This window comes from Mucilaginibacter sp. P19 (genome assembly GCF_050632265.1).
Lineage (GTDB): Bacteria > Bacteroidota > Bacteroidia > Sphingobacteriales > Sphingobacteriaceae > Mucilaginibacter > Mucilaginibacter gossypii.
Genome location: NZ_CP192586.1, coordinates 3991559 through 4015228, shown reverse-complemented (window position 1 = coordinate 4015228; position 23670 = coordinate 3991559). Strand labels below are relative to the sequence as shown.

General features: G+C 40.4%; 20 protein-coding genes and 2 pseudogenes. 1 reads left to right on the top strand and 21 read right to left on the bottom strand.

Annotation, left to right across the window (positions count from 1 at the left end; genetic code table 11):
- Positions 1-9 precede the first annotated feature (9 nt).
- From ACQ86K_RS19375 to glmS, 21 genes and pseudogenes are all read right to left on the bottom strand, one after another.
- Entirely contained in the window at positions 10-1071 is a 1062-nt protein-coding gene (locus ACQ86K_RS19375; protein ID WP_091162529.1) for a glycosyltransferase, read from the bottom strand.
- Positions 1072-1079: 8 nt separating this feature from the next.
- Positions 1080-1997 (bottom strand): glucosamine inositolphosphorylceramide transferase family protein, encoded by a 918-nt coding sequence (locus tag ACQ86K_RS19370; RefSeq protein ID WP_431198581.1) that lies wholly within the window; start codon positions 1995-1997, stop codon positions 1080-1082.
- Positions 1994-2320, bottom strand: a complete 327-nt coding sequence (locus ACQ86K_RS19365) for a hypothetical protein (protein WP_431198580.1) — start codon at positions 2318-2320, stop codon at positions 1994-1996. The genes ACQ86K_RS19370 and ACQ86K_RS19365 overlap by 4 nt, the downstream gene beginning before the upstream one ends.
- On the bottom strand, positions 2281-2724 hold the full coding sequence (locus ACQ86K_RS19360; RefSeq protein WP_431198579.1) for a hypothetical protein: 444 nt from the start codon (positions 2722-2724) through the stop codon (positions 2281-2283). Before ACQ86K_RS19360 ends, ACQ86K_RS19365 begins: the two co-directional genes overlap by 40 nt.
- 15 nt (positions 2725-2739) lie before the next feature.
- Entirely contained in the window at positions 2740-4581 is a 1842-nt protein-coding gene (gene asnB / locus ACQ86K_RS19355) for an asparagine synthase (glutamine-hydrolyzing) (RefSeq protein WP_091162531.1), read from the bottom strand.
- A gap of 29 nt (positions 4582-4610) precedes the next feature.
- Positions 4611-5672 (bottom strand): glycosyltransferase, encoded by a 1062-nt coding sequence (locus ACQ86K_RS19350; protein ID WP_091162532.1) that lies wholly within the window; start codon positions 5670-5672, stop codon positions 4611-4613.
- Positions 5673-5697: 25 nt separating this feature from the next.
- Positions 5698-6855 carry an O-antigen ligase family protein gene (locus tag ACQ86K_RS19345; RefSeq protein ID WP_176844336.1) on the bottom strand — a complete coding sequence of 386 codons (1158 nt, stop codon included), beginning with the start codon at positions 6853-6855 and terminating at the stop codon, positions 5698-5700.
- An 84-nt stretch (positions 6856-6939) separates the two neighbouring features.
- Positions 6940-7530 (bottom strand): sugar transferase, encoded by a 591-nt coding sequence (locus tag ACQ86K_RS19340; protein WP_091162534.1) that lies wholly within the window; start codon positions 7528-7530, stop codon positions 6940-6942.
- 9 nt (positions 7531-7539) lie between these two features.
- Positions 7540-8784: a DegT/DnrJ/EryC1/StrS family aminotransferase gene (locus tag ACQ86K_RS19335; protein ID WP_091162535.1), complete on the bottom strand. Its 1245-nt coding sequence runs from the start codon at positions 8782-8784 to the stop codon at positions 7540-7542.
- A gap of 16 nt (positions 8785-8800) precedes the next feature.
- On the bottom strand, positions 8801-9568 hold the full coding sequence (locus ACQ86K_RS19330) for a DUF2334 domain-containing protein (protein WP_091162536.1): 768 nt from the start codon (positions 9566-9568) through the stop codon (positions 8801-8803).
- A gap of 18 nt (positions 9569-9586) precedes the next feature.
- Entirely contained in the window at positions 9587-10399 is an 813-nt protein-coding gene (locus ACQ86K_RS19325; protein ID WP_431198578.1) for a glycosyltransferase, read from the bottom strand.
- Between the two features lie 5 nt (positions 10400-10404).
- Positions 10405-10755, bottom strand: a complete 351-nt coding sequence (locus tag ACQ86K_RS19320; RefSeq protein WP_431198577.1) for a hypothetical protein — start codon at positions 10753-10755, stop codon at positions 10405-10407.
- Between the two features lie 23 nt (positions 10756-10778).
- A complete protein-coding gene (locus tag ACQ86K_RS19315) occupies positions 10779-11636 on the bottom strand; it encodes a glycosyltransferase family 2 protein (protein WP_256337316.1) in 858 nt (285 codons plus the stop codon).
- Positions 11633-12807, bottom strand: a pseudogene (locus tag ACQ86K_RS19310) (DegT/DnrJ/EryC1/StrS family aminotransferase). The gene ACQ86K_RS19315 and the pseudogene ACQ86K_RS19310 overlap by 4 nt, the downstream one beginning before the upstream one ends.
- Positions 12804-14228, bottom strand: coding sequence for a lipopolysaccharide biosynthesis protein (locus ACQ86K_RS19305; RefSeq protein WP_431198576.1), 1425 nt, complete (start codon positions 14226-14228; stop codon positions 12804-12806). Before ACQ86K_RS19305 ends, ACQ86K_RS19310 begins: the two are co-directional and overlap by 4 nt.
- 5 nt (positions 14229-14233) lie before the next feature.
- Positions 14234-15532 carry a nucleotide sugar dehydrogenase gene (locus tag ACQ86K_RS19300; RefSeq protein ID WP_091162540.1) on the bottom strand — a complete coding sequence of 433 codons (1299 nt, stop codon included), beginning with the start codon at positions 15530-15532 and terminating at the stop codon, positions 14234-14236.
- Positions 15522-16001 (bottom strand): UpxY family transcription antiterminator, encoded by a 480-nt coding sequence (locus ACQ86K_RS19295; RefSeq protein ID WP_431198575.1) that lies wholly within the window; start codon positions 15999-16001, stop codon positions 15522-15524. Before ACQ86K_RS19295 ends, ACQ86K_RS19300 begins: the two co-directional genes overlap by 11 nt.
- A gap of 586 nt (positions 16002-16587) precedes the next feature.
- The gene (locus tag ACQ86K_RS19290; RefSeq protein WP_431198574.1) at positions 16588-17541 is read right to left on the bottom strand and encodes a polysaccharide biosynthesis tyrosine autokinase; all 954 of its coding nucleotides are present in this window, start codon (positions 17539-17541) and stop codon (positions 16588-16590) included.
- Between the two features lie 23 nt (positions 17542-17564).
- Positions 17565-18899 (bottom strand): GumC family protein, encoded by a 1335-nt coding sequence (locus ACQ86K_RS19285; protein ID WP_431198573.1) that lies wholly within the window; start codon positions 18897-18899, stop codon positions 17565-17567.
- 34 nt (positions 18900-18933) lie between these two features.
- Positions 18934-19602: a polysaccharide biosynthesis/export family protein gene (locus tag ACQ86K_RS19280; RefSeq protein ID WP_223266065.1), complete on the bottom strand. Its 669-nt coding sequence runs from the start codon at positions 19600-19602 to the stop codon at positions 18934-18936.
- Between the two features lie 401 nt (positions 19603-20003).
- Positions 20004-21843: pseudogene (gene glmS / locus ACQ86K_RS19275) on the bottom strand (glutamine--fructose-6-phosphate transaminase (isomerizing)).
- A gap of 395 nt (positions 21844-22238) precedes the next feature.
- On the opposite strand from glmS, the gene ACQ86K_RS19270 reads away from it, so the two are divergent.
- The gene (locus ACQ86K_RS19270; RefSeq protein WP_091162545.1) at positions 22239-23669 is read left to right on the top strand and encodes an MBOAT family O-acyltransferase; all 1431 of its coding nucleotides are present in this window, start codon (positions 22239-22241) and stop codon (positions 23667-23669) included.
- The last annotated feature ends 1 nt before the right edge of the window (position 23670 follow it).

Here is a 23670-nt window from a genome sequence, read left to right as displayed (position 1 = left end):
AGGGGCCGTTTATACCAGTGCATTCAGTATCGACTTGATGAATATTTCGGGGGTACGGTCCTCTACGTATTGCATTATAAGGTCTTTATGATTGCTATTAGTGCTGAGGGCGGTGTTCACCGCTGTTGTTAACGAGTTTACATTATCGGCTTCAGCCAGGTAAATGCCCGGAATCTCATCGATACCTCCCGCGCAATTTGTGCTGATTATAACTGGGTTCAGGATCATCATTTGCAGCAATACGTTCGGAAAACCCTCTTTGATTGATGATATAACGCAGGCTTTTGCATGCTTAAAATAAGGCATTGGGTTTGCGATCCACCCTTTTAATACTACCCGGCCTTCCAATTTTAATTCACTGATCAGTTTTTGAAGCGAGGTTTGCTCCGGGCCTTCGCCAAATATCAGGAGCTGCAAATTGGGGTGGGAAGCTTTAATTTCATCAAAAGCCATAATTAGTATATCAAAACCCTTTTCAGGGATCAGCCGCCCAGCTGCGCAAATAAATTCAACAGCGACATCGGCGGCGGGCAGTGCTTCTTCGGCCTTTATTAGGTTTTGTTCAATGTCGATCGGGTTTTTCTGAATGATAACCCTTCGCTTGTCGATGTATGGGAGATGCTGTATAAAGCTATCCCGCATGCTGCTGGTTTGGCATACAACCAAATTTGCCCCTGGGTAGCCAAGCCGATACGCTATCTGGTAACTCAATTTTTTTAAACCGCTGTACCTGGTTAAAACAGATGAGCATTCCCTTACTATGAGTTTTGATTTTAAATATCCAATGCGTTTTAAAAAACCAAGGAAAGCATTTAAGTAAGGATGTGTACTAAAAATAATATGATCTGTGCGGTAGGGGCTTAAGCTTTTTATTAACCTGGAAAAGCCACTTAATATGCTTCCGTTGCTCACATATTCAACTTGTTGATCGCTGGGGATATTTAACCCGCCGCTTTCAACTTTCTTTAAAAATAGCAGAGAAGCGTTACTTGCACGGGCGGCTTGTAACAGTACGTTCTCGGCTCCGTTTGCCTTGTTGGTAATTGAAACAAAAAGTAATTTAGGCTTCATCTTGGGCACTAGTTGGGATTATTAAGGCTCTTCAGCTTCCTGATCACTTTTTTAAATGGCCCCATTGCACTCAATACTTTGCGTTTTCCGTCAACAATTAATAATCCATCTTCAAAATTTATAGTATGCAATCCTTCATCATAAGGTGCCTGGGGAAGTAGTTCAAAAGCAGTATGGTATTGAAAATCTGTTTCGGTTATAGTGGTTATTTCATTGATCATTACAGAGCCGCCATAACACCTTTTTGGATTTTGGCTGGGCATATAAAGCTTTTGACCAACAACGAATAACCTGCCTGCCGACCGGCTCACGTTTGACGCCACATTTATCGGGTTTTGTTTATGTGCCTTAAATGGAGCGTCGAGGGTATCGGCATAAAATAAATACAGTACACCGTGTTCTCCCGAAACACTTGTAAAGAGCCAGTATTTGTTGTTGTAATGGATAATGGAACTGTCAACAAATGCCTGGCCTTCCAGCAACACCCTAATCTTTTCAAACTTATAAGGGTTATTCATATCAATTTGATAAAGAGCCACCTGTTTAGCTCTGCCTGTTTCCGGAATACAGTATAGCCGGTTACTGTCAGTGAACATGTGAGGATAAGAGAGGTGTATTTCGTCTTCCATGATGCCATTTACTTTTTTCTTGTTTTTGAAATGCATGTCATCGGTCATCATGATCTCGCCTTTTCCCTTCCAGAAATTAAGCTCTTCATAATAGAGATGTAAACGGCCATTGATATTTGCAGTAAAAGGATCGGCTGTATAATCCACTTTATCTTCTGATAACCAATTGATTTTTCCGTTTAGCTGCTGAGTGTGGATAAGGTTTTCGGGAGATTGTGATATATAACCTATATTCCATTTGTCATAACTAAACACTTTGTGAATAAATGAAATGAATGAGGAGATAAGGTCTTTCATAAATCGAAATTTTTTTTAAAAAATGACAGGAGTGTTAGTGACATAGGCAGATAGTCGGTTTCCTGCAGCAGGCTTCCGCCAAAACTATCTTTGAATTTGTTGATCTTTAAAAGTTCGGTATCCGATGTATTGTAAGCATAGCCACCCAAATCATATATTTTAAACCCAAGCTGTTTAAAAAAGCGGATATCTTCAAAATGCAGCAGGCGGTTTGCCCGGCCTGTAACAGCCCTTAACTGGCTGTCATTTTCATTTCTGAACAGGGAAGCCGAATGCAATAGCCTTACTCTTTGTGATGAATGATCGCGGATGTAAGCGTGCATAACAATATCCTGATCCTGGTAAACCGCTTTGGTGATAAACAGGTGCGGCTTGTATTTATAAAATTCTTTATTAATTTTTTCAGGCCTTTGGTAACTGCAAATGCATTGTAAAAGTCAATAAAGGCTTTAATGCCGGTACCCATCACGGTTGATACGCCATCTTTAATGGCCCTGCGTATTTCGTAAGATGTGTTTTTATCAAAATTGGCTTCAATATCAGGTACAGGTACGGTTATATCAATTATTTTGGTAAAAAAATCCTCTTTGCGATATCCCGGAACAGCTTCACTGCTTTTACTTTGTTTATAGTATTTTAACAGGCAGCCCCATAAATTTGGCTTAGCGGCAAACCACACAACTGTGTATGGTACTATACGCATAGCCCTGTTGTTAATCTGGATCATAAGGTTTAGAGTATTTTAAGCTACCTGGTATGTTGAAATTGCTTTTGAACGCTGATCTTTAAGCCATTGTGTATACACAAGCAGTTTCCAGATCTGCGTTGCCCTGTTCCATTTGCCGCTCATGTGGTCGTTTATCATGGCAAACGATTTTTGTACGTTAATACCAGGGATGTTCTTTAACTCGCTGATTGAAAGATGGTCCATTACGTGATCTCTCAATTCGTTTTTAAACCAATGGCTTAGCGGCATTGTAAAGCCGGATTTTGGCCTGTCAAACAGCTGTGCCGGCGCATATTGGTATAGGATATCTTTCAAAATCCTTTTTTGAATGCCGTATTTAAACTTATAGCTGTCGGGCAGGGTTTGAGCAAATGCAATTACCCGGTAATCCATAAGCGGCGCCCTTGCTTCTAACGAAAAGGCCATTGTGCCCCTGTCGACCTTAGTATTTATGTCACCGTTTAAATAGGTCTTGGTATCAAACGCCGACAGCTTTTGAAGCATGCTTGTTGATTTTGACGACCAGATATCCATGAACGGAACCTGCAGGCCAATGTTAGGATTTTCGAGCCATGAGTATTCCAGGCCGCCCAGCATAAGCCCGTAAAGTGATTTAACCTCCGGATTGCAGATCCCCATTGCAATTAACTTATGGCGATAGTTAGGGGAGATGCTAATTATATCGGCTATTCTTTTACGCAGCGCCAACGGGCATTTAAACAGCTGATTAACCATGTTAAACCATTTGTAACGGCTGTATCCTAAAAAGCTTTCATCGCCACCATCACCGCTTAAAACCACAGTAACGTGTTTTTTGGTGTGTTTACTTAACAGCAGGGATGGGATGGCGCTTGAATCGGCAAAAGGCTCATCATAATAGCGGCCGAAACTCTCAATCAGTTCGAGGCCTTCTTCTTTATTACATTCAATTGTATGATGGTCTGTTTTTAAATGATCGGCAATTTTTTGGGCAAAAACGCTTTCATCAAAACCTTTTTCTCTGAATTTTATGCAAAAGGTTTTTACATTGTTATAGTTTTTTGAAGCTATGGCCGCAACAAGTGATGAGTCGATGCCGCCTGAAAGATATACACCAAGCGGCACGTCGGCATGCATGCGTATATCAACAGCGTTAGTAATCAGTCGGGTTAAATCGGCCTGTGCTTGCTGGTATACTCCTTCATAGCGTTCGGCATGGTTTAAGTCCAGTTCCCAGTATTTTCTTGTTCTGAAACTGCCCGTGTTGCAATCAAAACAAAATGAATGCCCGGCCTCAAGCTTTTGGATTTCGTTCCAGGCCGATTTGGGTTCGGGAACGTATCCCCATACAAAATATTCGTTAATAGCTTGTTCATTAATAGTAACATTCCGGCCTATACATATTTGCGATGGCTGGCTGGCAAATTCAAAATCTAAACCATTTTGGGTATAGTAAAATGGTTTTTTGCCAAGCCTGTCGCGGGCGCCAAAAAGCTGGAGCGTGCGGGTGTCAAAAATTACAAAGGCAAACATGCCGTTGAAATGGTTAACACAGTTTTCGCCATATTCAAGATAGGCGGCTGTAATAACTTCTGTATCCGAATCGGTCTGGAATCTGTAACCCAGGGCGGTGAGCTTTATCTTTAAGGTTTTATAGTTGTAGATTTCGCCATTAAATACAACTTTAAGGTGTTTGTAAGTTAAGGGTTGATCTGACCGGTGATCCAGATCAACAATAGCCAACCGGTTATGGCCTAAGGTAACCGGACCATTGTGTTCAAAGCCAGAATAATCGGGGCCCCTGAAATCGGCCCTTGCCAGTTTTTGAAATATGATGTTATCGTCATACCTCACTGTTGATCCGTAAATGCCGCACATAAAAAAACGTTAGGGGTTAATAGTTTTGTTTAATTAGCAAGCAGGGTTTCATATTCCATGCCTATTTTCTCGAGACTAAAGCGATCAACGATATCGGCTTTGATATTAGGATGCTGCCAGGTTTGATTGCATGCCCTGATAATTTGATGGCGTAGTGTGCAAAGATCATTTTGTTCGGCTATAAAACCGTTAAAGCCTTCCCTTATCAGTTCGTTAACCCCGCCAACTCTGAATGTAACTACCGGAACGCCTACCGACAGTGCTTCGAGCACTACATTAGGGAAGCCTTCGGTAAATGAGCTTAAAACCAGTAAGTCATGCTTAGAAATAACATCGGCAACATTTTTAATTTCGCCGATGAACTTCACGCGTTCGTTGAGGCCAATATTTTGTACCTCTGCTTTTAAGGTATCCATCAGCGGGCCCTTGCCGGCTATAGTTAGAACATAGTTTTGAGGTAGTGCTTTCATAACCTCAAGCAAGCGAAATAATCCCTTCTCTTTGATGAGCCGGTTAACTGCAATAAGCCTCTTTAATCCTGAAATTTGATTTTGAGGTTTTATTGCGTTCGTTATAATAACCGGGTTATGAATAACAATAAGCTTGTTTAGGTTAATATTATAAAACCGGGCTATGGATTGCTTCATTTCTTCAGACTGGCAAACTATTGAGTTAAAGCGCACAAACAAAAACCTTGAAAAGTAATTGTAAAAGCGGGATTTAAATTCGTAAAACTGCGCCATTTGTTGCGGATTGTTAGATGCCCTGGCTATTAAATTAGGCACTTTAACAAACATTGAAACAAAGGCTACCAGGATATTAATATGATCAGTAGTTGAAAAAACAGCGTATGGTTTTTCATCTTTCAGCAGCTTGCGAAGTTTAAAAAATGAGCATGAAGCTTTTATTGTTTTCAGGTTTAAAAATCTGATACCTGCTATTTCTGTTGAGAAACTGCACTCGTCTCCATTAAGTAACACTACAACTACCTCATAATCGGGCTTGTTGAAATATTGCGATAGCAGCCAGTAAACACGCTCAGAACCACCTGTACCAAGGGAACCAAGAACAAGGAAAATCTTCTTTCTCATTATAAATAAAAATCTGGATCAAGTTTTAAGCGACAGCTAATTCTTCCTGCACTGGTTCGGTTTGTTTTACGGGGTCTTTTAACCTGTTGTAGTGTAATACGGCGAAATAAATAAATATAGTAGGGCCGTCCACGCTCATCAGCCACCCGTTATGCGACAGCGCATTTAATGAAATTGCTATGAATGTGAAAAATATAGCTACATAAATTGCACTCCCTTTATGTTTTACGTTTTTTATAGTTTGCCAAAACAGTCGGACAGTTTTGTAATATATGGCCCATAGCAACCCCAGCCCCAAAAACGGGCCGAGCAGGGTAATAAACATCAGGTAGGCATTGTGCGATGACAGGCCGAATGTAAACAAGGGGTTTCGGTAAGTTACGTCGTTCCAGGTTTTGCCATAAAATATAAGCCCGAAAGGATAATCTGCAAATATTTTAAGGTTTTCGGCAGCCATGTCGGCCCTGTTAAAATCATTGGCCTCTTTAGCCTGATTTTTTGACAGGATGTTGTTTTTATCGTCAGTGTTATCTTTTAATACATAAGTGTACAAACCAAAACATATGATCACTGTAGCTGCAACCAGGAAAACGGCTCTATAGCGATAGTAAATAAACAGAAAGAGCGTTACACCGGCTCCAAAGCTTATAAATGCCGACCTGTTCATGCCGAGGTAAATGCAGGCAACGCAGGCTGCTAAAACCAAAACCCTTACTATAAGATATTGCCCTGTGGTACATGAGGCAATGAAGGCAAACGTTGTAATGGCCACAACCTGGTATCCGAAGTTAAATTGTGTTACTGCCAGCCCTGCAGGGCTTTGTTTAACCGGTTCGCCCAAAAGCATGCTCCTGATCGGGTCAATGGTGCCTGCCATGCTGTGATCAAGTACCATAATGATCATAGAGCACATGAGCAAAAAGAAGAACATTAATATTGAAGCGTAATAGCGCGATTTATTTGCACCTACAAAATAATTAAAGTATAACGAACATGGTATTATAGTAAGGAGAATGGCAAAAAAGGTAATATAATTGCTCATCCCTACTACCTGGTATAAAAAAACGCCGATTAAAAAAATTATTAACTCCTTGGTATAGCCGAAATCCAGCAAAGGTTTTTGCACAAAGAATAGCAGCATGCAAAAAATTACAGGCGCAGGAATCCTCAAAGTATCTGTCATGAAAATGTTAAAAGCAAGTGTGTACAGATAGAAGAGCATTAAACCGTAAAAGAGGCACTTTTTAAGCAGCATAATAAAGTGGTGCTATTGAAAAATTCGTTTTATTGTAGAAAATATAATCTTCAGATCCATGAGAAGATCCTGGTTGTCAATGTATTCGAGGTTCTTGCTGATCTTTGATGGAACTATTACCTTGATATACATATCTTCAGGATCATCGCTGCCGGCCAGGATATCATTTTCATCAAAATATTTGATAGATGCCCAGTCTGTTACTCCTGGTTTAACACTTAATACCCTTAGTTGAGCTGGTGTATACAGGTTTACATATTTCCGTACTTCGGGGCGCGGGCCAACAAAGCTCATGTCACCTTTTAACACGTTTAGTAATTGCGGCAGTTCATCAAGTTTATATTTCCTGAGCCAGTAACCAACACTGGTGATCCGGTAATCTTTACTACCTATGGTTAGTAATCCGGCCTTGTCCGAGTTTATGTACATGGTGCGGAATTTGAACAGTTCAAACTCATTTCCATCTTTCCCAACCCTTGTTTGTTTATAAAATGCGCTTCCCCTCGAATTTATTTTAATAGCTATGGCAATTAAAATAAACAATGGCAGCAACATTATCAGTGCTATAAGTGATATGCCAATATCAAAAAGCCGTTTAATCATAACTCTATTTTATAATTCAACTTTTGCAAGTTCTTTACATTCTTCCAGCACAGAGTTTACTGAGTTTATTACCGTAGTAACTATGAAATCAATCTGCTCGCCGGTAAGTTGAGGATAAATGGGCAATGAGATTTCATTTGCGTAAAGGGCATAAGCTGATGGATACTGAGCTATCTTATAACCCAGATCTTTAAAAAGAGTAAGCATTGGCAGCGGGGTAAAATGTACATTGGCCATGATCCCTTCAGCCATAATGCTTTCAATTATATGGTCACGCTGTGCCTCTGATATGCCTTTGATGCGCAGGGCAAACAAGTGGTAGGATGATTCCCTTTGCTCGTTTTTTAGTGGTGGTTCAATAAACCAGTCCATCGATTTGAACCTGTTACAATATATGGATGCAACATGCTTGCGCATAGGGAGCAAGCTGGCTTCATAATTTCTGAGTTGGCCGAGGCCTATTGCTGCACAAATGTCGGGCATGTTGATTTTGAGGCCCATAAACAGGATGTCGTATTTCCAGCCGCCGCCATTACTTTTGGTAAAGGCATCTTTGGTTTGGCCGTTAAGAGTATATAGTTTTAAATACCGGTGTTCCTCGGCCGGATTAAAGCAGGCAGGCAAATTGATGCAGATACAACCTCCTTCGGCTGTAGTGATGTTTTTCACCGCGTGAAAAGAAAATATCGATACGTCACTATACTTTGCTGCCGGTAATTCATTTATGGTTGCACCGATTGAGTGCGCTGCATCGGCAATTAAGAGGATCCTACCTAAAATCTTTTGCTTGGGACTTTCAGCAACAAATAGTTTTTTAATTTCAGGTTTATTGATAATCGCCTTTAATTCTTCGTAGTTGCATGGCCAGCCGGCTATGTCAACAGCAATAATTGCTTTTGTTTTTGGGGTTATTGCTTTGATTGCAGCTTCTGTGGAGATGCAGCAATCGTCATCAACATCAACTATCACCGGCGTAGCCCCGCAATGCAGTACACTTAAGGCGGTAGCACAATAGGTGTATGCTGGTATGATAACCTCGTCGCCTTCCTTTATGCCGAACCATTTCAGCATTAGGATAGCTCCTGATGTCCAAGAGTTTACGCAAACAGCTGCATCCGAAGCTGTAAGCTGCTTCATTTGCTGTTCAAGTGCGGCTACTTTGGGTCCGGTGGTTATCCAGCCAGAGTTAAGCGTGTCCATAACCTCGTTTATAACAGCCTGGTCAATGTAAGGTGGCGCAAAAGAAATTTTCATATCAGGTTTAATAGAGTTAGTTTCCGGCGGGGACCCGTTCCAAAAAAGCGATTGCTTTTTGAGCGTAATCACGGGCTAATCGTTTATAAATGCAATATTTTTCGGCAAGGGCATCTGCCCAGGTATAATTTGAAAAATCGAGGTCATCCAATGAAACAAAAAGGTGATGGTTTTTTTCTAAGAAAATTTCAAGCTCAGCAAATGTTTTGTCAGAACAGGTTTCGGGATGATAATTGAATGTCCAGGTGTATTTTGTTTTTTGTTCAACTTCTGATAGTTGAACAGGTACCCAATTAAAGCCAAATCTTACATAAGGTGACTTAAGCAGGCCGTCACTTATTATTTTAATGTTGGTGTATTCGTGTAAAGCAAGCAATGTATTACGGTCAAAAGTATGTGCAGGGGCAATAAAAACAGTGGGGTTGATATTTTCACGTTTGAAAATTTCGGCCGCTTTTCTTATTTTTTCTTTTTGTGTTTGCAATGGTAAGCCTGCAAATTCCGACCGGTTATTCATCTTCAGTAGGCCGGAGTTGTGATTTATGTAATAATGATCAAAACCGTGCATGCCTATCACATAATTTTTATTTTGAAGTTCGCGCACCAACTGCCAGTAGTAAGGATTGAAATTACCGCAGGCTTTTAACTTTGGGTCTTTATTTGCCGGTATAACAGCAATTATGGGTTTTATGTCATACTTGTCAAACAGGATGAAGAAACGCTCCCATTTTTGGAGGTTATTTGTCGGGCATAAATCATCCAAACGAATTAAGTACTGTAGCATATTAACAGTTTGATAGTTTTATAAAGCTGGTTGGCTGTTTGTTAGTTGTGCCGCTGTTGCAGTTGCAGCAATGTGCTTTTTGATTAACGTTTCCCATTCTCCCAGGATCTTATCGGGATGGTTGGTTTGAGATATTACGCGGGCCTGATTTCCAAGAGTTGTTTTTAAAACTTCGTCGCCGGCCAAGCGGTGCATTGCATCGGCTAAATCAATTATTGACCCTCTCTTTACCAGTATTCCATTTTTGCCGTTATTGATAATCTCCGAAGGTCCAAAATTGCAATCAACTGCTATAGAAGGGCATCCGAAGCTCATAGCCTCAACTAAAGCGTTGGGATATCCCTCGTTGCGCGATGGCAAAACAAACATTTCGGCCTGGTTATAATAATCCTGGAGGTTGTTTTTGCTGCCAGGCAGCAACACCCGTTCTCTTAACCCGAGATTAAAGATCTGGCAAACAAGGTTAGCGCGTTCTTCGCCATCGCCAACGATTATCAGATCGACGTCGGTAAGGCCTGATTTTGCATAGGCTTCAATAAGGATATCAAAGCCTTTTACATAAGCCAAACGGCCAACCCCCAAAATAAACCTCCGATGGTGAACCTTCTCCTCTGACGGTAATGGGAAAATAGTAACAGCATTTGTTATGCGCACGATATTAGTGAGTACTTTAAAGTCTTTATCCTTAAGCAGGCAGTCCTCTACTCCTTTAGCACTTACTACAACTGCTTCGGCTCTTTTATATAAGTTTAAAGCCAGTTGTTTACGTAAATAGTTAAACCTGATAACACTTCTATCGGGCGAAGTGCGCTCTGAAACAATGTAAGGCACCCGGGTTAACCAACAGGTAATGCCAGTCCAAACATTGGCGGATGTAATGAACGATAAAGCGCACACCGGTTTTTGAGTCCGCAATAACTTGATAAGTTTAAAAAAGTTTCGGCAATATGATACAACCTGTAAATAAATGAGCTTTTTTGACGGTCAGTTAGGTAAAATACCTTAACATCGTCATCAATTTCATATGCTGGAACATCATTGTTTAAAGAAATAAGTACCGACTGGAAGTTGTTTTTATTAAAATAATTAGCAAGCGAAATGATAACTCTTTCTGCTCCTCCGCCTTTAAGCGACGGAATAATGAAAAACAGAACGGGTTTTGAAAAGGGGGCGGCTTGTATGTTCATGTTAATGTTAAATGCGCTGGCAGTTATAGGAGGTATTTTACCGTATCGTACGCTTTACGAAACCGCTTGTTTTGTAATTCAAAAAGCAGATAGCGTTTTATATAAAGCAGCAAAAGTCTTTTTTTAGCGATCGCGGAGTATGTGAAATTTTTGATGATTAAATTGAAATCACTTATAACCATTTCCATACGTGCTTTGGCGTTGATCATGCTCCATACGCCGCCCTCATGATTGCGGTAACAGCTCATTACCTCGGGTATTACGTAAATTTTACCGCCAGTATGCTGAGTGGCCCATAGCTTAAACATTTTATCTCCGGCAAAACATTCAAAAAACCAGGGGGCAGTGAATAACTGAAGGGTTTCGGGAATATTGCGATAAACAACTGTTGCCGTTTTTGTTTCTTCCTGTTTCCCCGCCAGCAAATCGGCATATGTATGTATCAGTGGTGTTGGGTTAGGGTGTACGTAAAGTGTTTTGTTATTAACGTTTATCACTTTGTGGTAATGGCAGCAAATAACGAAGTCGGCATTGTTTTCTAAAAAATCAACCTGCTTTTGCAGTTTATATTCATTTATCCAGTAGTCGTCGCCCTCGCAAAGAGCTATGTACCTGCCCCTGCACTGTGTAACACAATTAATTAAGTTTTTATGTGTGCCTAAATTGGCAGGGGAGGCTATAAGCTTGATCCTGCCGGGATAGGTTTCTGAGTAAAATTTAATTATTGACTGGGTTTTATCTGTCGAGCAATCGTCGCCAATGATGATCTCAAACTTAAAGTTGGTTTTCTGCATCAAAAAGCTTCGGATAGCCTCGGAAATGAATTTTTCATGGTTGTAAGTAATACAGATAATACTTACCATTATTTCATCATCATTCATACCGTTCCATTTACATTCGCCGCCCTAACATTTATTTCAGATTCAATTTTATCAGTCACCAGTGTGCCAAAATGTTTCGGTTTAAAGTTGTTGTCGAAGTTTTGTGCACGGAGCAGTAACCTGCAAATAAGGTCAAGATCTGACAGCGATAGCGTATGGTATAAGGGAAGGCAAACCACCCTTGAAGCTATCGAATCGCAAACAGGCATTGGTTGGCTTTTTACGTATGGCAATGATGATAGTGAGGGGTAAAAATACCTCCTGCAATAAATCTGTGCTAACTCTAATTTTGCTTTACTTTGATGCATCAGCGCCTCTGTTTGAAAAACGACCGGGAAATATGCATAATTGTAATCCTGTTCGTTTTCAAGTTTTTGAAACTGAACATTCAGGTTTTCCAGGCGCTGCAGATATTGCTCATACAAATACTTTCTTTTTTAAGTATCTCGTCAACATGGCGCAGGTTGCATAAACCCATTGCTGCGTGAAACTCGCTGTTTTTGGCGTTGATGCCTTCCTCCGAGAAAGTATCAACACCTGAATATCCGAAGTTGCGCATCAGTGCCATGGTTTTTAATAACTCCGGATCCTGGGTAAATACAGCGCCGCCTTCGATTGTGTGATATAATTTGGTTGAGTGAAAGCTGGTTACACTGATGTCGCCATATTCAAATATGGAGCGGTTTTTATAAAAAGTACCGAAGCAATGTGCGGCGTCATAGATCACCTTAAGGTTATGTTTATCAGCAATAGCCTGTATGGCTGTTATATCGCATGGGTTACCGAATACGTGTGTTGCCAGTATAGCCGATGTGTTGGGTGTGATGGCCGCTTCTATTTTAGCCGGATCAATATTCAGTGTCTCAGGATCGATATCCACAAATACAGGTTCGCAACCCTGCCATACTATGGTGCTTGTAGTAGCAACAAATGAAAATGGCGTTGTGATAATTTCTCCGCTTAAGTTAAGTGCTTTGATGGCCAGTTGTAAAGCTATTGTACCGTTTGTTACAAACAGCATATGACTAACGCCCAGGTATTGCTTTAACTTTAATTCGAGCGTGTTTACAAGGGGCCCGTTGTTAGTGAGCCATTGCCTTTCCCAGATACTTTTAACATAGGCTCTGAATTCCTTTTCGGCAGGGAGAAATGGTTTGGTTACTGGAATCATCTTTTTAGGATTAATTGGTTAAAATCTTTAATAGCGGAGAGCTTAATTAACAAACTGGCACTATAATAAACCGCGATGAATACTATGAGTAATATGCCAATTTGCATAGTTGGGATGAAAAAATCATTGATCACCAACTTGTCGAGGAAATAACAGCAGAGGCCAATGCCTCCGGCTAACACCACTGTAGGCAAAATATCTTTTATTTGCTCGGTAACGGGGTAGTCAATTAAACGCCCGCTGTAAATAGAGTTGATATAATAGGCTATTACATTAAAAAATAATTGGAAATATAACAAGCCATAGATGCCGAAGGGGATAAAACACAGGATCCCGATTTTAATAACTTCCAACTTTAAAAACAGCGCGCTTTGCCCCATCACTTTCAGCACATTTAAGTTGTATGAGTGCAGGGGATACATGATACCTCCAATACACAGTAACTGGAAAATAGGGACGGCCGGTAACCACTTGTCTGTTAGTAAAATATGAAACAGTGGTTTGGCAATGATACACAGCATGATGAGTGCCGGTGCATTCCAGAATACTACCTGTTGCATGAGTCGTTTATAAACATTTTTTAACTGTACCGGGTCGTCTGATATTTCGGCAAACATTGGGTAGGTAACCTTATTTATAGCAGCTGAAATGTTACTTATCGGTAATTGGCTTATCGAATCGGCCCGGCTGTAGTAGCCAAGCTGGGCTGCCGAAAAGAACTTACCTATGATTATCAGGTAAATGTTTTGATAAACGGTATCAATTAAACCCGATAATGTCATTTTATAACCAAAATGAATGTGTTTCTTAAAGCATGCTTTATCAAAGATCAGCGCTGGTCTCCAGCTTGAGGTGATCCAGTGTATGGCTGTTGATAAAAATGAGGTGCATAAACCCATCCAAACAAGGCTCCAAACGCCGTATCCTAATTTTGCAAGTATGATGCCTAATATTCCGCCGCCAATAGCCGATGGGATTTGAATGTTAGTTTGTTTTTTAAACTTCAGATCCTTAACCAGCAAGGTGCTTTGTACACCAAAAAATGCGTTTATGATCAAAATTAAGGTGTAAACCCGCACAACAGAGGTTAACAACGGTTGATGATAAAAAGCAGCGATAAGCGGCGCTGTTATAAAAAGTATCAGGTAAAGGATACTGCTGCCAATGATATTAAAATAGAAGACGGTTGAATAATCGCGCTGATCGGCATCGGTTGTGCGGATCAGCGAAGCAGTAAGGCCGCCATCCAAAAGACTATTGCCTACCGATATAAAAAGATACAGCATAGCTATCAAACCGAATTGTGATGGCTCCAGAATCCGTGCCAGAAATATGGATATGCCAAAGCTTACCACTTTTGAACTTAATTGCTGCCATAGCGCCCACACTATGCCAGATACCGCTCTTTGTTTATAGCTCATAATTTTTAAAGCCGGGCGTTAACAACCTCTTCCGGTAAAAACGCCTTCAGGTCATACAATACGGCATTAGGTTTGCAAAGCGCTTTTACATTCATTTCTTTAAACTCCTCATGGGCAACCGCAAGTAAAACCCCATCATAGGTACGGGTTTTTGATTCGCCGTTTTCGCAGATGATGCCATACTCTTTTTTAGCATGTGCCGCGTTGGCCCAGGGATCATGGATATGCACTTTTACCTTATACTCCTTCAACCGTTTAACAATGTCTATCACACGGGTATTCCTTACGTCGGGGCAGTTTTCTTTAAATGTGAAACCAAGTATAAGCACCTCACTATCTGTTATTGAAGTACCGCGACAAATCATCTGTTTAATAAACTGATCGGCAACATATGCACCCATAGAGTCGTTGATACGCCGACCAGCCAAAATAATTTCAGGGTGATAACCTGCTTCCTGGGCCTTTTGTGCAAGATAATATGGGTCAACCCCGATACAGTGGCCGCCAACAAGGCCCGGGCGAAAATTCAGAAAGTTCCATTTAGTGCCCGCTGCCTCCAATACTTTATGGGTATCGATACCCAGTTTATTAAAGATCATGGCCAGCTCGTTCACAAATGCAATATTTATATCGCGTTGCGCATTTTCAATTACCTTGGCAGCCTCAGCTACTTTTATCGAATGCGCTTTAAATGTGCCGGCTGTAATAATTGATTGGTAAAGCTTATCTACAGTTTCGGCTGTTTCCGGAGTAGAGCCTGATGTAATTTTGCGGATTTTTGAAACGGTATGTAATTTATCTCCGGGATTGATCCTTTCAGGCGAGTAGCCTGCAAAAAAATCAACATTATAGGTAAGCCCCGATACTTTTTCTAAAATAGGCATACATTCATCTTCTGTTACCCCAGGATATACGGTTGATTCGTAAACTACGATATCATTCTTTTTTAACACTTTGCCTACAACCCTGCTGGCATTTATTAACGGAGAGAGATCCGGCCGGTTATTTTTATCAACAGGGGTTGGCACAGTTACAATGAATATGGAACATTGCTGTAGTTTTTCAATTTCATCAGTAACGTATAAACCGGTTGCGGTTGTGCAAACAGGCGTAATTACTGCATTTAATTGGTCAGAGTCGATCTCTAAAGTGTGGTCAATGCCCAATTTGAGCTCATTAATGCGACTTACATTAATATCATAGCCAATAACTTTGTATTTTTTTGCAAATTCAACGGCCAGGGGCAAGCCTACATAACCAAGACCGATAATGCCTAATTTAGGTTGGTAATTCTCAATTTTCATGATTTCTGCTGATGTTATGAACTGATAAGTTTTGGATTGAAACACGTGTTACCAAAGCGCAATTGATGGTTTCAAAAATCATTAATACATTTTTGCCCTGTATCTGCAGCACCTTACCCATTTGATTTACAAGAGCGCCATCTTTTATTTTAACTGTATCACCAACAGTGAGGTTGTTAAGGCTCACAATTTCCATGTCTTTGTAGCGTACAAGATTTGTCCTGATCTCGTCTATTACGTTGTCCCTCACTACAGCAGGTTTACCCATATAGTAAACAAAGCCTAACGCCCCCATTACATAAAGTGCCCTTGACTGCTCATAAGCATCGACATGAACAAATACGTAGGAGCTAAACAGAGGGACACTGATCTCCTTTTTCCTGTCAGACCATTGGCTTACTACATCTCTGACCGGGCAATAGCATTCAATGCCATTTTGCTTTAAAAGCTTGTCCACCTTTTTTCCCATCGGGGCTTGGTGTAAATAACAAGCCATTTTTTTCATGATAATTTGTCATGCGAAATTGCGGTGTTCTTAATTGGGTTTCCATAAAATGAATAAAGTTGGATCGGGGAATTAATAAGGGCTTATTATAGCTTCGCCAACTCACTCACATGGCGCAAGTGATGATGGTTTTAAAAAATAGTATTTGAAAATTACTAACCTGGTTATCTGATTTATTACAGACGCAGCCTGTGTTGGCTGTGGCTCCGCCAATCCAGTCACATGGTTAGGCGGTTAATAAAAAATAATCGAACTAATGGTTTATAATATTCGCCGGTTTTTCCCGTTTATTATAGAATATAACAGGCGTTCTAGTCTCTCTGCGGCTTCGCCAATCCAGTCACACTGGTCAGGCGGTAAAAAGGCAAGCTAACGGCTTATAAAGTTCTCCGGTTTTACCCGGTTATTGGTTCATAACAACTGCAACTTATGTTGCTTACGGCTCCGCCAATCCAGTCACATGGAACAGCGGCGATCAAATAAACAGTCTAACTAAAAGTTTAAAACACAAATTAGCATTAACCTTATACCATTGTAAAAATGATGGTTATCAACTGCCATATGCTGATGCGTATCCATAACCGCCATAGGCATAGGCCTCCCGGTTTTCTTTTTTCGCATCGTTAAACACTACCATAAGGTTATTTAGTTTATCATTATCATAAATATCTCTGAGGATACTTAATTGCTCGGTATTAGTATAGTTATACCGTACAATATAAATACTCAACTCGGCGTATTTGGCCAGGCTAAAAGCGTCGGCAACGGCACCAACAGGCGATGTGTCAAGTACGATATAATCAAACTCAGTTTTGCACCAGTTAAAAAGCAGGTCAAGCCGTTTATCTGACAATAGCTCGGCAGGGTTAATTGCTTTACTACCGCTCCCCATTACAAAAAGGTTATCTGATTCATTATAGGCCTGGATGCATTCGGCCGGTGAATTGGTGTCACCCATTAAAAAATCTGTAATGCCTTTGGTTTGCTCCATGTTGATATTTTTAAGCAAATCGGGCTTACGCAAATCAAACTCCATAATTAATACGCGTTTATTGAGCATGGCAAGCGTTAAGCCCAGGTTGATGCTAAAAAAGGTTTTGCCTTCGCCTTTCATAGACGATGTAACAAGCATCGTTTTGTGCTGCGTTCCCTGGTTCAGGAAGCCAATATTGCTCCTGATATACCTGAATAGTTCTGAAATGTTGGTATTGCTACCGTTAGAAATTACTACCGGGCTTTGACCTTCGTTATTATGGCATAATTCGCCTAGGATCTTTACTCCCTTTATATTCAACAGGCTTGACTGATTCCTGATTTTCAGGCTAAATTTATCTTTCAGGAAGATGAAAATTCCCGGTATGAACAACCCGGCTATAATAGCGAATAAATAGGTGAGTTGTTGCTTAGGAAATTCAGCTATCGGATTAGCGGCAGGTTTATCAATCAATTGCGATGAAGGAATTGTAGCTGATAGCGACAACGCTGTTTCTTCTCTTTTTTGCAACAGGTACTGGTATAAATTAGTTTTTACCCCTGTTCACGGCTCCGCTGCAAAAGCCCCCGTTCAAGCGACGGGACAGAGCGGATGCGGGAGTCATACTGTGCAGAATTTTGACTAAGTAATTTGTGGCTAATAGAAAAGCCTTTTTTAATATTATTGAGATTTTCCATGATATTTACGCGAAGGCTGGCTATCTGGCTGCTCAGGTTTTGAATAAGAGGGTTGGCTAGGTTTGCGCTGCCCAGCATGCGGTTCCTTTCCAATTGCAGGTCGTTGAAACGGCTAACCAGTGTATTTAACGCCGGATCTTTCAATCCCATGGTACTGGGTACAGCATCATATTGGTTAGCCGAGTTTTTTAAATATGCTTCAATGGAATTCACAATACCCAACTGAGTATTTGATTCTTCAAGCAGTTGATTATATTCCGCAGATTTTGTCAGATTTACCTGTGTGCTTGCATTGATCTCTGCAGCTCCATTCCTTTGCTTGAAAGTTTCAATGTCACCTTCGGTGTATGACAGGTCCTGTTCTAAATCATGTAATCGTTTATCAATGAATAATATGGTGTTTACGGCTGTAACGTTTTTCTTAACAACGTTTTCGGCATTATAGGTAGATATGATGTTGTTAAGAATATCAATCCCTCTTTCGGGCACAGCATCAACCAGGCTTAAGGTTAAGGTGTTTGATTCTTTAACTACAGGGTTAACCTGTAATAATCCAGCGCTGTAAGCTGCTGCCAGCCCGGTAAGGTTTTTAAACTGGATCAGTATAGGGGTTTCGTTATCTGCACGGGCCGGGCCTTTTTCTACTTTAAAGGAATAATCCTTGTGATTAACCAGTTGGTTATAGCTGTAAATCCATGTTTTGGTTTCCTCTTTTAACAAAAACTTACTTTGTGAATATGGCTGGATATATAGTTTTTTCAAATAGCCGGTTTTCCCTATTCTCTTTATCGTAACGGTGAAAGGCAGCTCATTACCATACAGTTCTTTTACTTTAAAGCCGCTTTCATCAAAATAGGAAGTTTCCAGGTTAAGTTTTTTGAATACGCTATAAATCAAATCTTTTGATCGCAATACCTCCATTTCATTATCTACGGTTTTAGTTTCCTGAAACATGTTCAGGTCACTGAAAGCAGTAGCTTTTAAAATACCATCGCCTTTTTTATCATCGGGGATTTGCAGTGTACTTGTTATTTTATACAGCGGGGTAACATAGTTAAGGTATGTCCAGGCTGCTGCAAAACAGATAACCATGCTTATCAGGAATAAATACCAGCCATTTAAATAAGGCTTAACGTTGTTCCTGAACTTGTTGCCCGGCAAAGGTTCTTTTAAAATAAAATTGTTATCCATGTCAGCTATTCTTAGGTATCTCTAAAACTGTATTTTATCTTCTTAAAAGTACTGCCGCCAATACGGCCAATGCCGAAATTGAGGCTACTACTATTGGTGCTAAGCGAGTGCTTTGGCTATACTCAACCGCCTTTGATTTGTCGGGCTCCACATAAACGATATCATTTTGTTTAAGGTTGAAGTAAGGCGAATCCATTGATTCAACTTTATTAAGGTTAAGGCGGTTCATTGTTCTGCGTCCGTTTTCTGTGCGGATCACCAATACATTTTCCCTGCGTCCATAAACTGTCATATCTCCGGCCATACCTAATGCTTCAAGTAAGTTTACATTTTCATCGGTTATTATAAATGTTGATGGTTTGTTAACCTCGCCTATAACGCTTATTTTAAAATTCAGCAGCTGGATGTCAACTACCGGGCTTTTAACAAAAGCCGATAGTTTTTTACCTATTTCGCTTTGTGCTTCCTCAATGGTTTGCCCTTCAATTTTATAGTCACCTATAAGTGGTAAATTCACAAATCCATTTTCGTTTACTTTATATCCGCCGCGGGTTGATTGATTGTTTAAGCCCACATTTTTGTTGCCATTGAACAACATGTTCGATTCGGGGTTTAAGCTGGTAACAGTTACATTTAAAATGTCTTTCTGATGAATGACTACTGTTCCGTTTGTATTGTTGTTTGCAGCACCCGTATTTGCCATGTTGCTGAAGTAAACAAGATCCCGACTTCCGGCACATCCGGTTATCAATAGCAATGTTGTAATGAAACAGTATATATTAATTTTTTTCATCATCAATAGTTTAAGAGAGTTTAGGGAACTATTTTGAACTGGTTTATTTGGTTAGTCAAATTTATCTATTTGGGCATCGATAGTATACGGTTTTAGCTGATTGCCGCTTTTTTGTAAACCTGTATCTCAGTCTTTACAGAACATGTAAAGCAGCAATACAGGCATGTGTAAAGGGTTGAGAAAAAAGCATCTGAGTTGGGCATTTTGGGCTACACTTTCATATAACAGTTGTTACACCCAGTAGTAACAGCACAAAAAAAGCAGACCTGAGCCTGCTTTTTTTATGGAGTTTGTTGGTTAATTATTACGAATTATTCTACAGTAACCGATTTGGCCAGGTTACGGGGCTGATCAACATTACAGCCCCGTTTTACGGCTATGTGATAGGAGAGAAGTTGTAGCGGGATAGTAGCCAGCAGTGGTAAAAAGGCTTCTGTCGGCGTCGGGTATTTCAATGCAGTAATCGGCCATGTTTTTCACTTTAACATCACCACGGGTGACAATAGCTATAACTATTCCTTTCCGGGCTTTAACCTCCTGTATATTGCTGATCACTTTTTCATACGATGAGTTTTTTGTGGCGATGAAGATCACCGGCATCTGCTCGTCAATTAACGCGATTGGCCCGTGCTTCATTTCGGCGGCGGGATAACCTTCGGCATGGATATAGGAGATCTCCTTCAGTTTTAAAGCTCCTTCCAAAGCTACCGGGAAACCGAAACCACGTCCTAAGAACAGGCAGTTAGGGGCATTCTTTATTTTGCAGGCAATGTCTTCAATCAATTCATTATCCTGCAGCAGCATTTGTATTTTATCCGGTATGGTATCAAGCTCCGTTAATAAATTGGTGAGCCTGCCTGGTGTTAAAGTACCTTTGTGCTGTGCAATATATAAAGCAATTAAAGTTAAAACAGTAACCTGCGCTGTAAAGGCTTTTGTCGAGGCAACGCCTATTTCCGGGCCGGCATGGGTGTAAACTCCTGCATCAGTTACGCGCGGAATTGAAGCGCCAACAACATTGCAGATCCCCAGGATGGTTGCACCCCGTTCTTTAGCTATCTCAATGGCGGCTAATGTATCGGCAGTTTCTCCCGATTGGGATACCGCCATTACAATATCCTTATCAGTAATTATGGGATTACGGTACCTGAATTCGGAAGCATATTCAACTTCTACCTTAATGCGTCCGTATTCTTCAATAAGGTATTCGCCTGTTAGGCCGGCATGCCACGAGGTACCGCAGGCAATAATAATTATTCGCTCGGCATTTTTAAGCTTGTCGGTATATTGTTTAATGCCACCTAACTCAACCTTGCCTTCAAGCGGAAAGATGCGGCCACGCATGCAATCCCTTACAGAACGCGGCTGCTCAAAGATTTCCTTCATCATAAAGTGCTCAAAGCCGCCTTTTTCTAACGATTCAAGTTTTAATTCCAACTCCTGGATCAATGGGGTTTGAACAACATTATCAAGCTTCTTTATTAAAAGCCCACTGGGTTTAACCTGTACTATTTCGTTATCTTTTAAATACACTACGTTTTTGGTGTACTCGATAATAGGAGTGGCATCTGATGCAATAAAATATTCGCCATGGCCAACACCAATAACCAATGGACTGCCTTTTCGGGCGGCGATCAGCTGATCGGGGTTTTCCCGGTCCAGGATAACTATAGCGTAAGCACCTATCACTGTATTTAAAGCCAATCGGACAGCCTCCAATAAATCAGTTTGTTCGATATTTTGAATTTCCTCAATTAAGTGGATCAGGATTTCGGTATCTGTTTCACTTTTAAAGGTGTGCCCGCGAGCAAGCAGTTCTTCTTTAAGGATCAGGTAATTTTCGATAATCCCGTTATGGATAATGTGCAGGCGGTTATCATTTGAGCTATGCGGATGCGAATTTGCATCAGATGGGGCCCCATGGGTGGCCCACCGGGTATGTCCTATGGCAATATGCCCGCTCTTGTCTTTATCGGCTGTGTGCTCCTCAAGACATGCCACTTTTCCGGTTTTTTTATAAACGCTGAAGCCTACATTATTTATAATAGCAATACCGGCGCTATCATAACCACGATATTCTAATCGTTTGAGGCCGTTCAACACAACGGGCCACGCATCTCTTGATCCGATGTAACCAACAATTCCGCACATAGTTTTAGGTCTTTAAATGATAAATTAAGTTTATTTGTTACTTGGTGAGTAAAATTATTTAATTGACTATCAATTAAGTATGAGCTAAGTTCAATTGCCCGTAAATTGTAAATCTGACGCCATTTTACACGTTTAAACTGTAAAAGGATATAAATCGCTTTACATTTTAGTTGTTGTGTTATATGATAAGCCGGTTGAAGGTTTTTTATCAAATGGTTGGAGAATCAATTCACTTTGGGGTTACAGTGCATGTATTCCTGAACTTGCAATGTGCTGATCAGATTTTGGCTGTGAAGTTTGTTGCCTGATTTTACAGAATGATTTACGATCGCAGTGCCGCTATTTTATATCATTTTATTTTCAGTTAGGTTTAATTAACCAAAAAGAACCTGGCGATGATATTTAACTCATTTACTTTTCTGCTGTTTTTTCCTGTGGTAACGGCTTTATATTTTCTGGTGCCGCATAAATTTAGGTGGCTGCTGTTGCTTATAGCAAGCTGCTATTTTTATATGTTCTTTAAAGCCATTTATATCCTCATCCTGTTTTTTACAATAATTATCGACTATACCGCGGGCATTTACCTGGAAAAAGTTAATGACCTTAAGAAGAAGAAGCTTTTGTTAATATTAAGTCTTACGGCAAATATTGGCGTACTGGCGGTATTTAAGTATTTTAATTTTTTTAATGCCAATTTATCGGGATTGCTATACTGGATGGGGTACACTAACCCAATTCCGTTTTTACAGATCCTGCTTCCGATAGGGTTGTCATTTCACACTTTTCAGGCCATGAGTTATACTATTGAAGTTTACCGGGGCCATCAAAAGGCCGAACGTCATTTCGGTATTTATGCTTTATACGTGATGTTTTATCCGCAATTAGTTGCCGGCCCTATTGAACGTCCTCAAAACCTGTTACCGCAATTTAAAACCGAACATCATTTTAATGCCCTGGATGTTTCTGAAGGGTTAAAACGAATGTTGATCGGTTTTTTTAAAAAGGTTGTTGTTGCCGACAGGTTATCTTTATATGTAAAAACTGTTTTTAACAATTATCCTGAACATGGCTCGGCCACAATTGTACTTGCTTCATTGTTTTTTGCCGTCCAGATCTATTGCGACTTTTCGGGCTACTCGGATATTGCGATAGGCAGTGCCAGGGTGATGGGCTTTAAACTGATGGAAAATTTTAAACGACCTTATTTTGCAAAAAGCATAAGCGAATTTTGGAGCAGGTGGCATATATCACTTTCTACGTGGTTTAAAGATTATGTGTATATCCCCTTAGGAGGCAACCGGGTTAGCAAAGGCCGGTTGTATTTAAATTTATTTGCCGTGTTTATGATCAGCGGTTTGTGGCATGGCGCAAATTGGACATTTATTGTTTGGGGCGCTTTACACGGGTTTTACCTCATCTGCGGAATGGTAACGCAGAAATGGAGGACGGCAACAGCAAGTAAATTAGGGTTAGGCAGCGGAGTATTTGCCAATTTCTTAAATATATCTTTTACAATATTCCTGGTTACTATAAGCTGGATCTTTTTCAGGGCTGTATCATTAGAGCAGGCCTTGGGTTTGTTAAAAGGTGTTTTTATTTATAAACCCGGCTTTTTCATAGGCGAACCTTCTTATTTTTTGTATGACTTGATGGCTATAGCCGCCTTGTTTTTTTACGAAGTAAAGCAGGAATATGGCCTTCATTCATTCCGGTTTCTTCACAATGAAAATTGGGGGATCCGTATGGCTTCCTATTTAGGGTTGGTTTTTATAATCCTGTTGTTTGGAGTTTTTGACGGCGGACAATTCATTTACTTTCAGTTTTAAA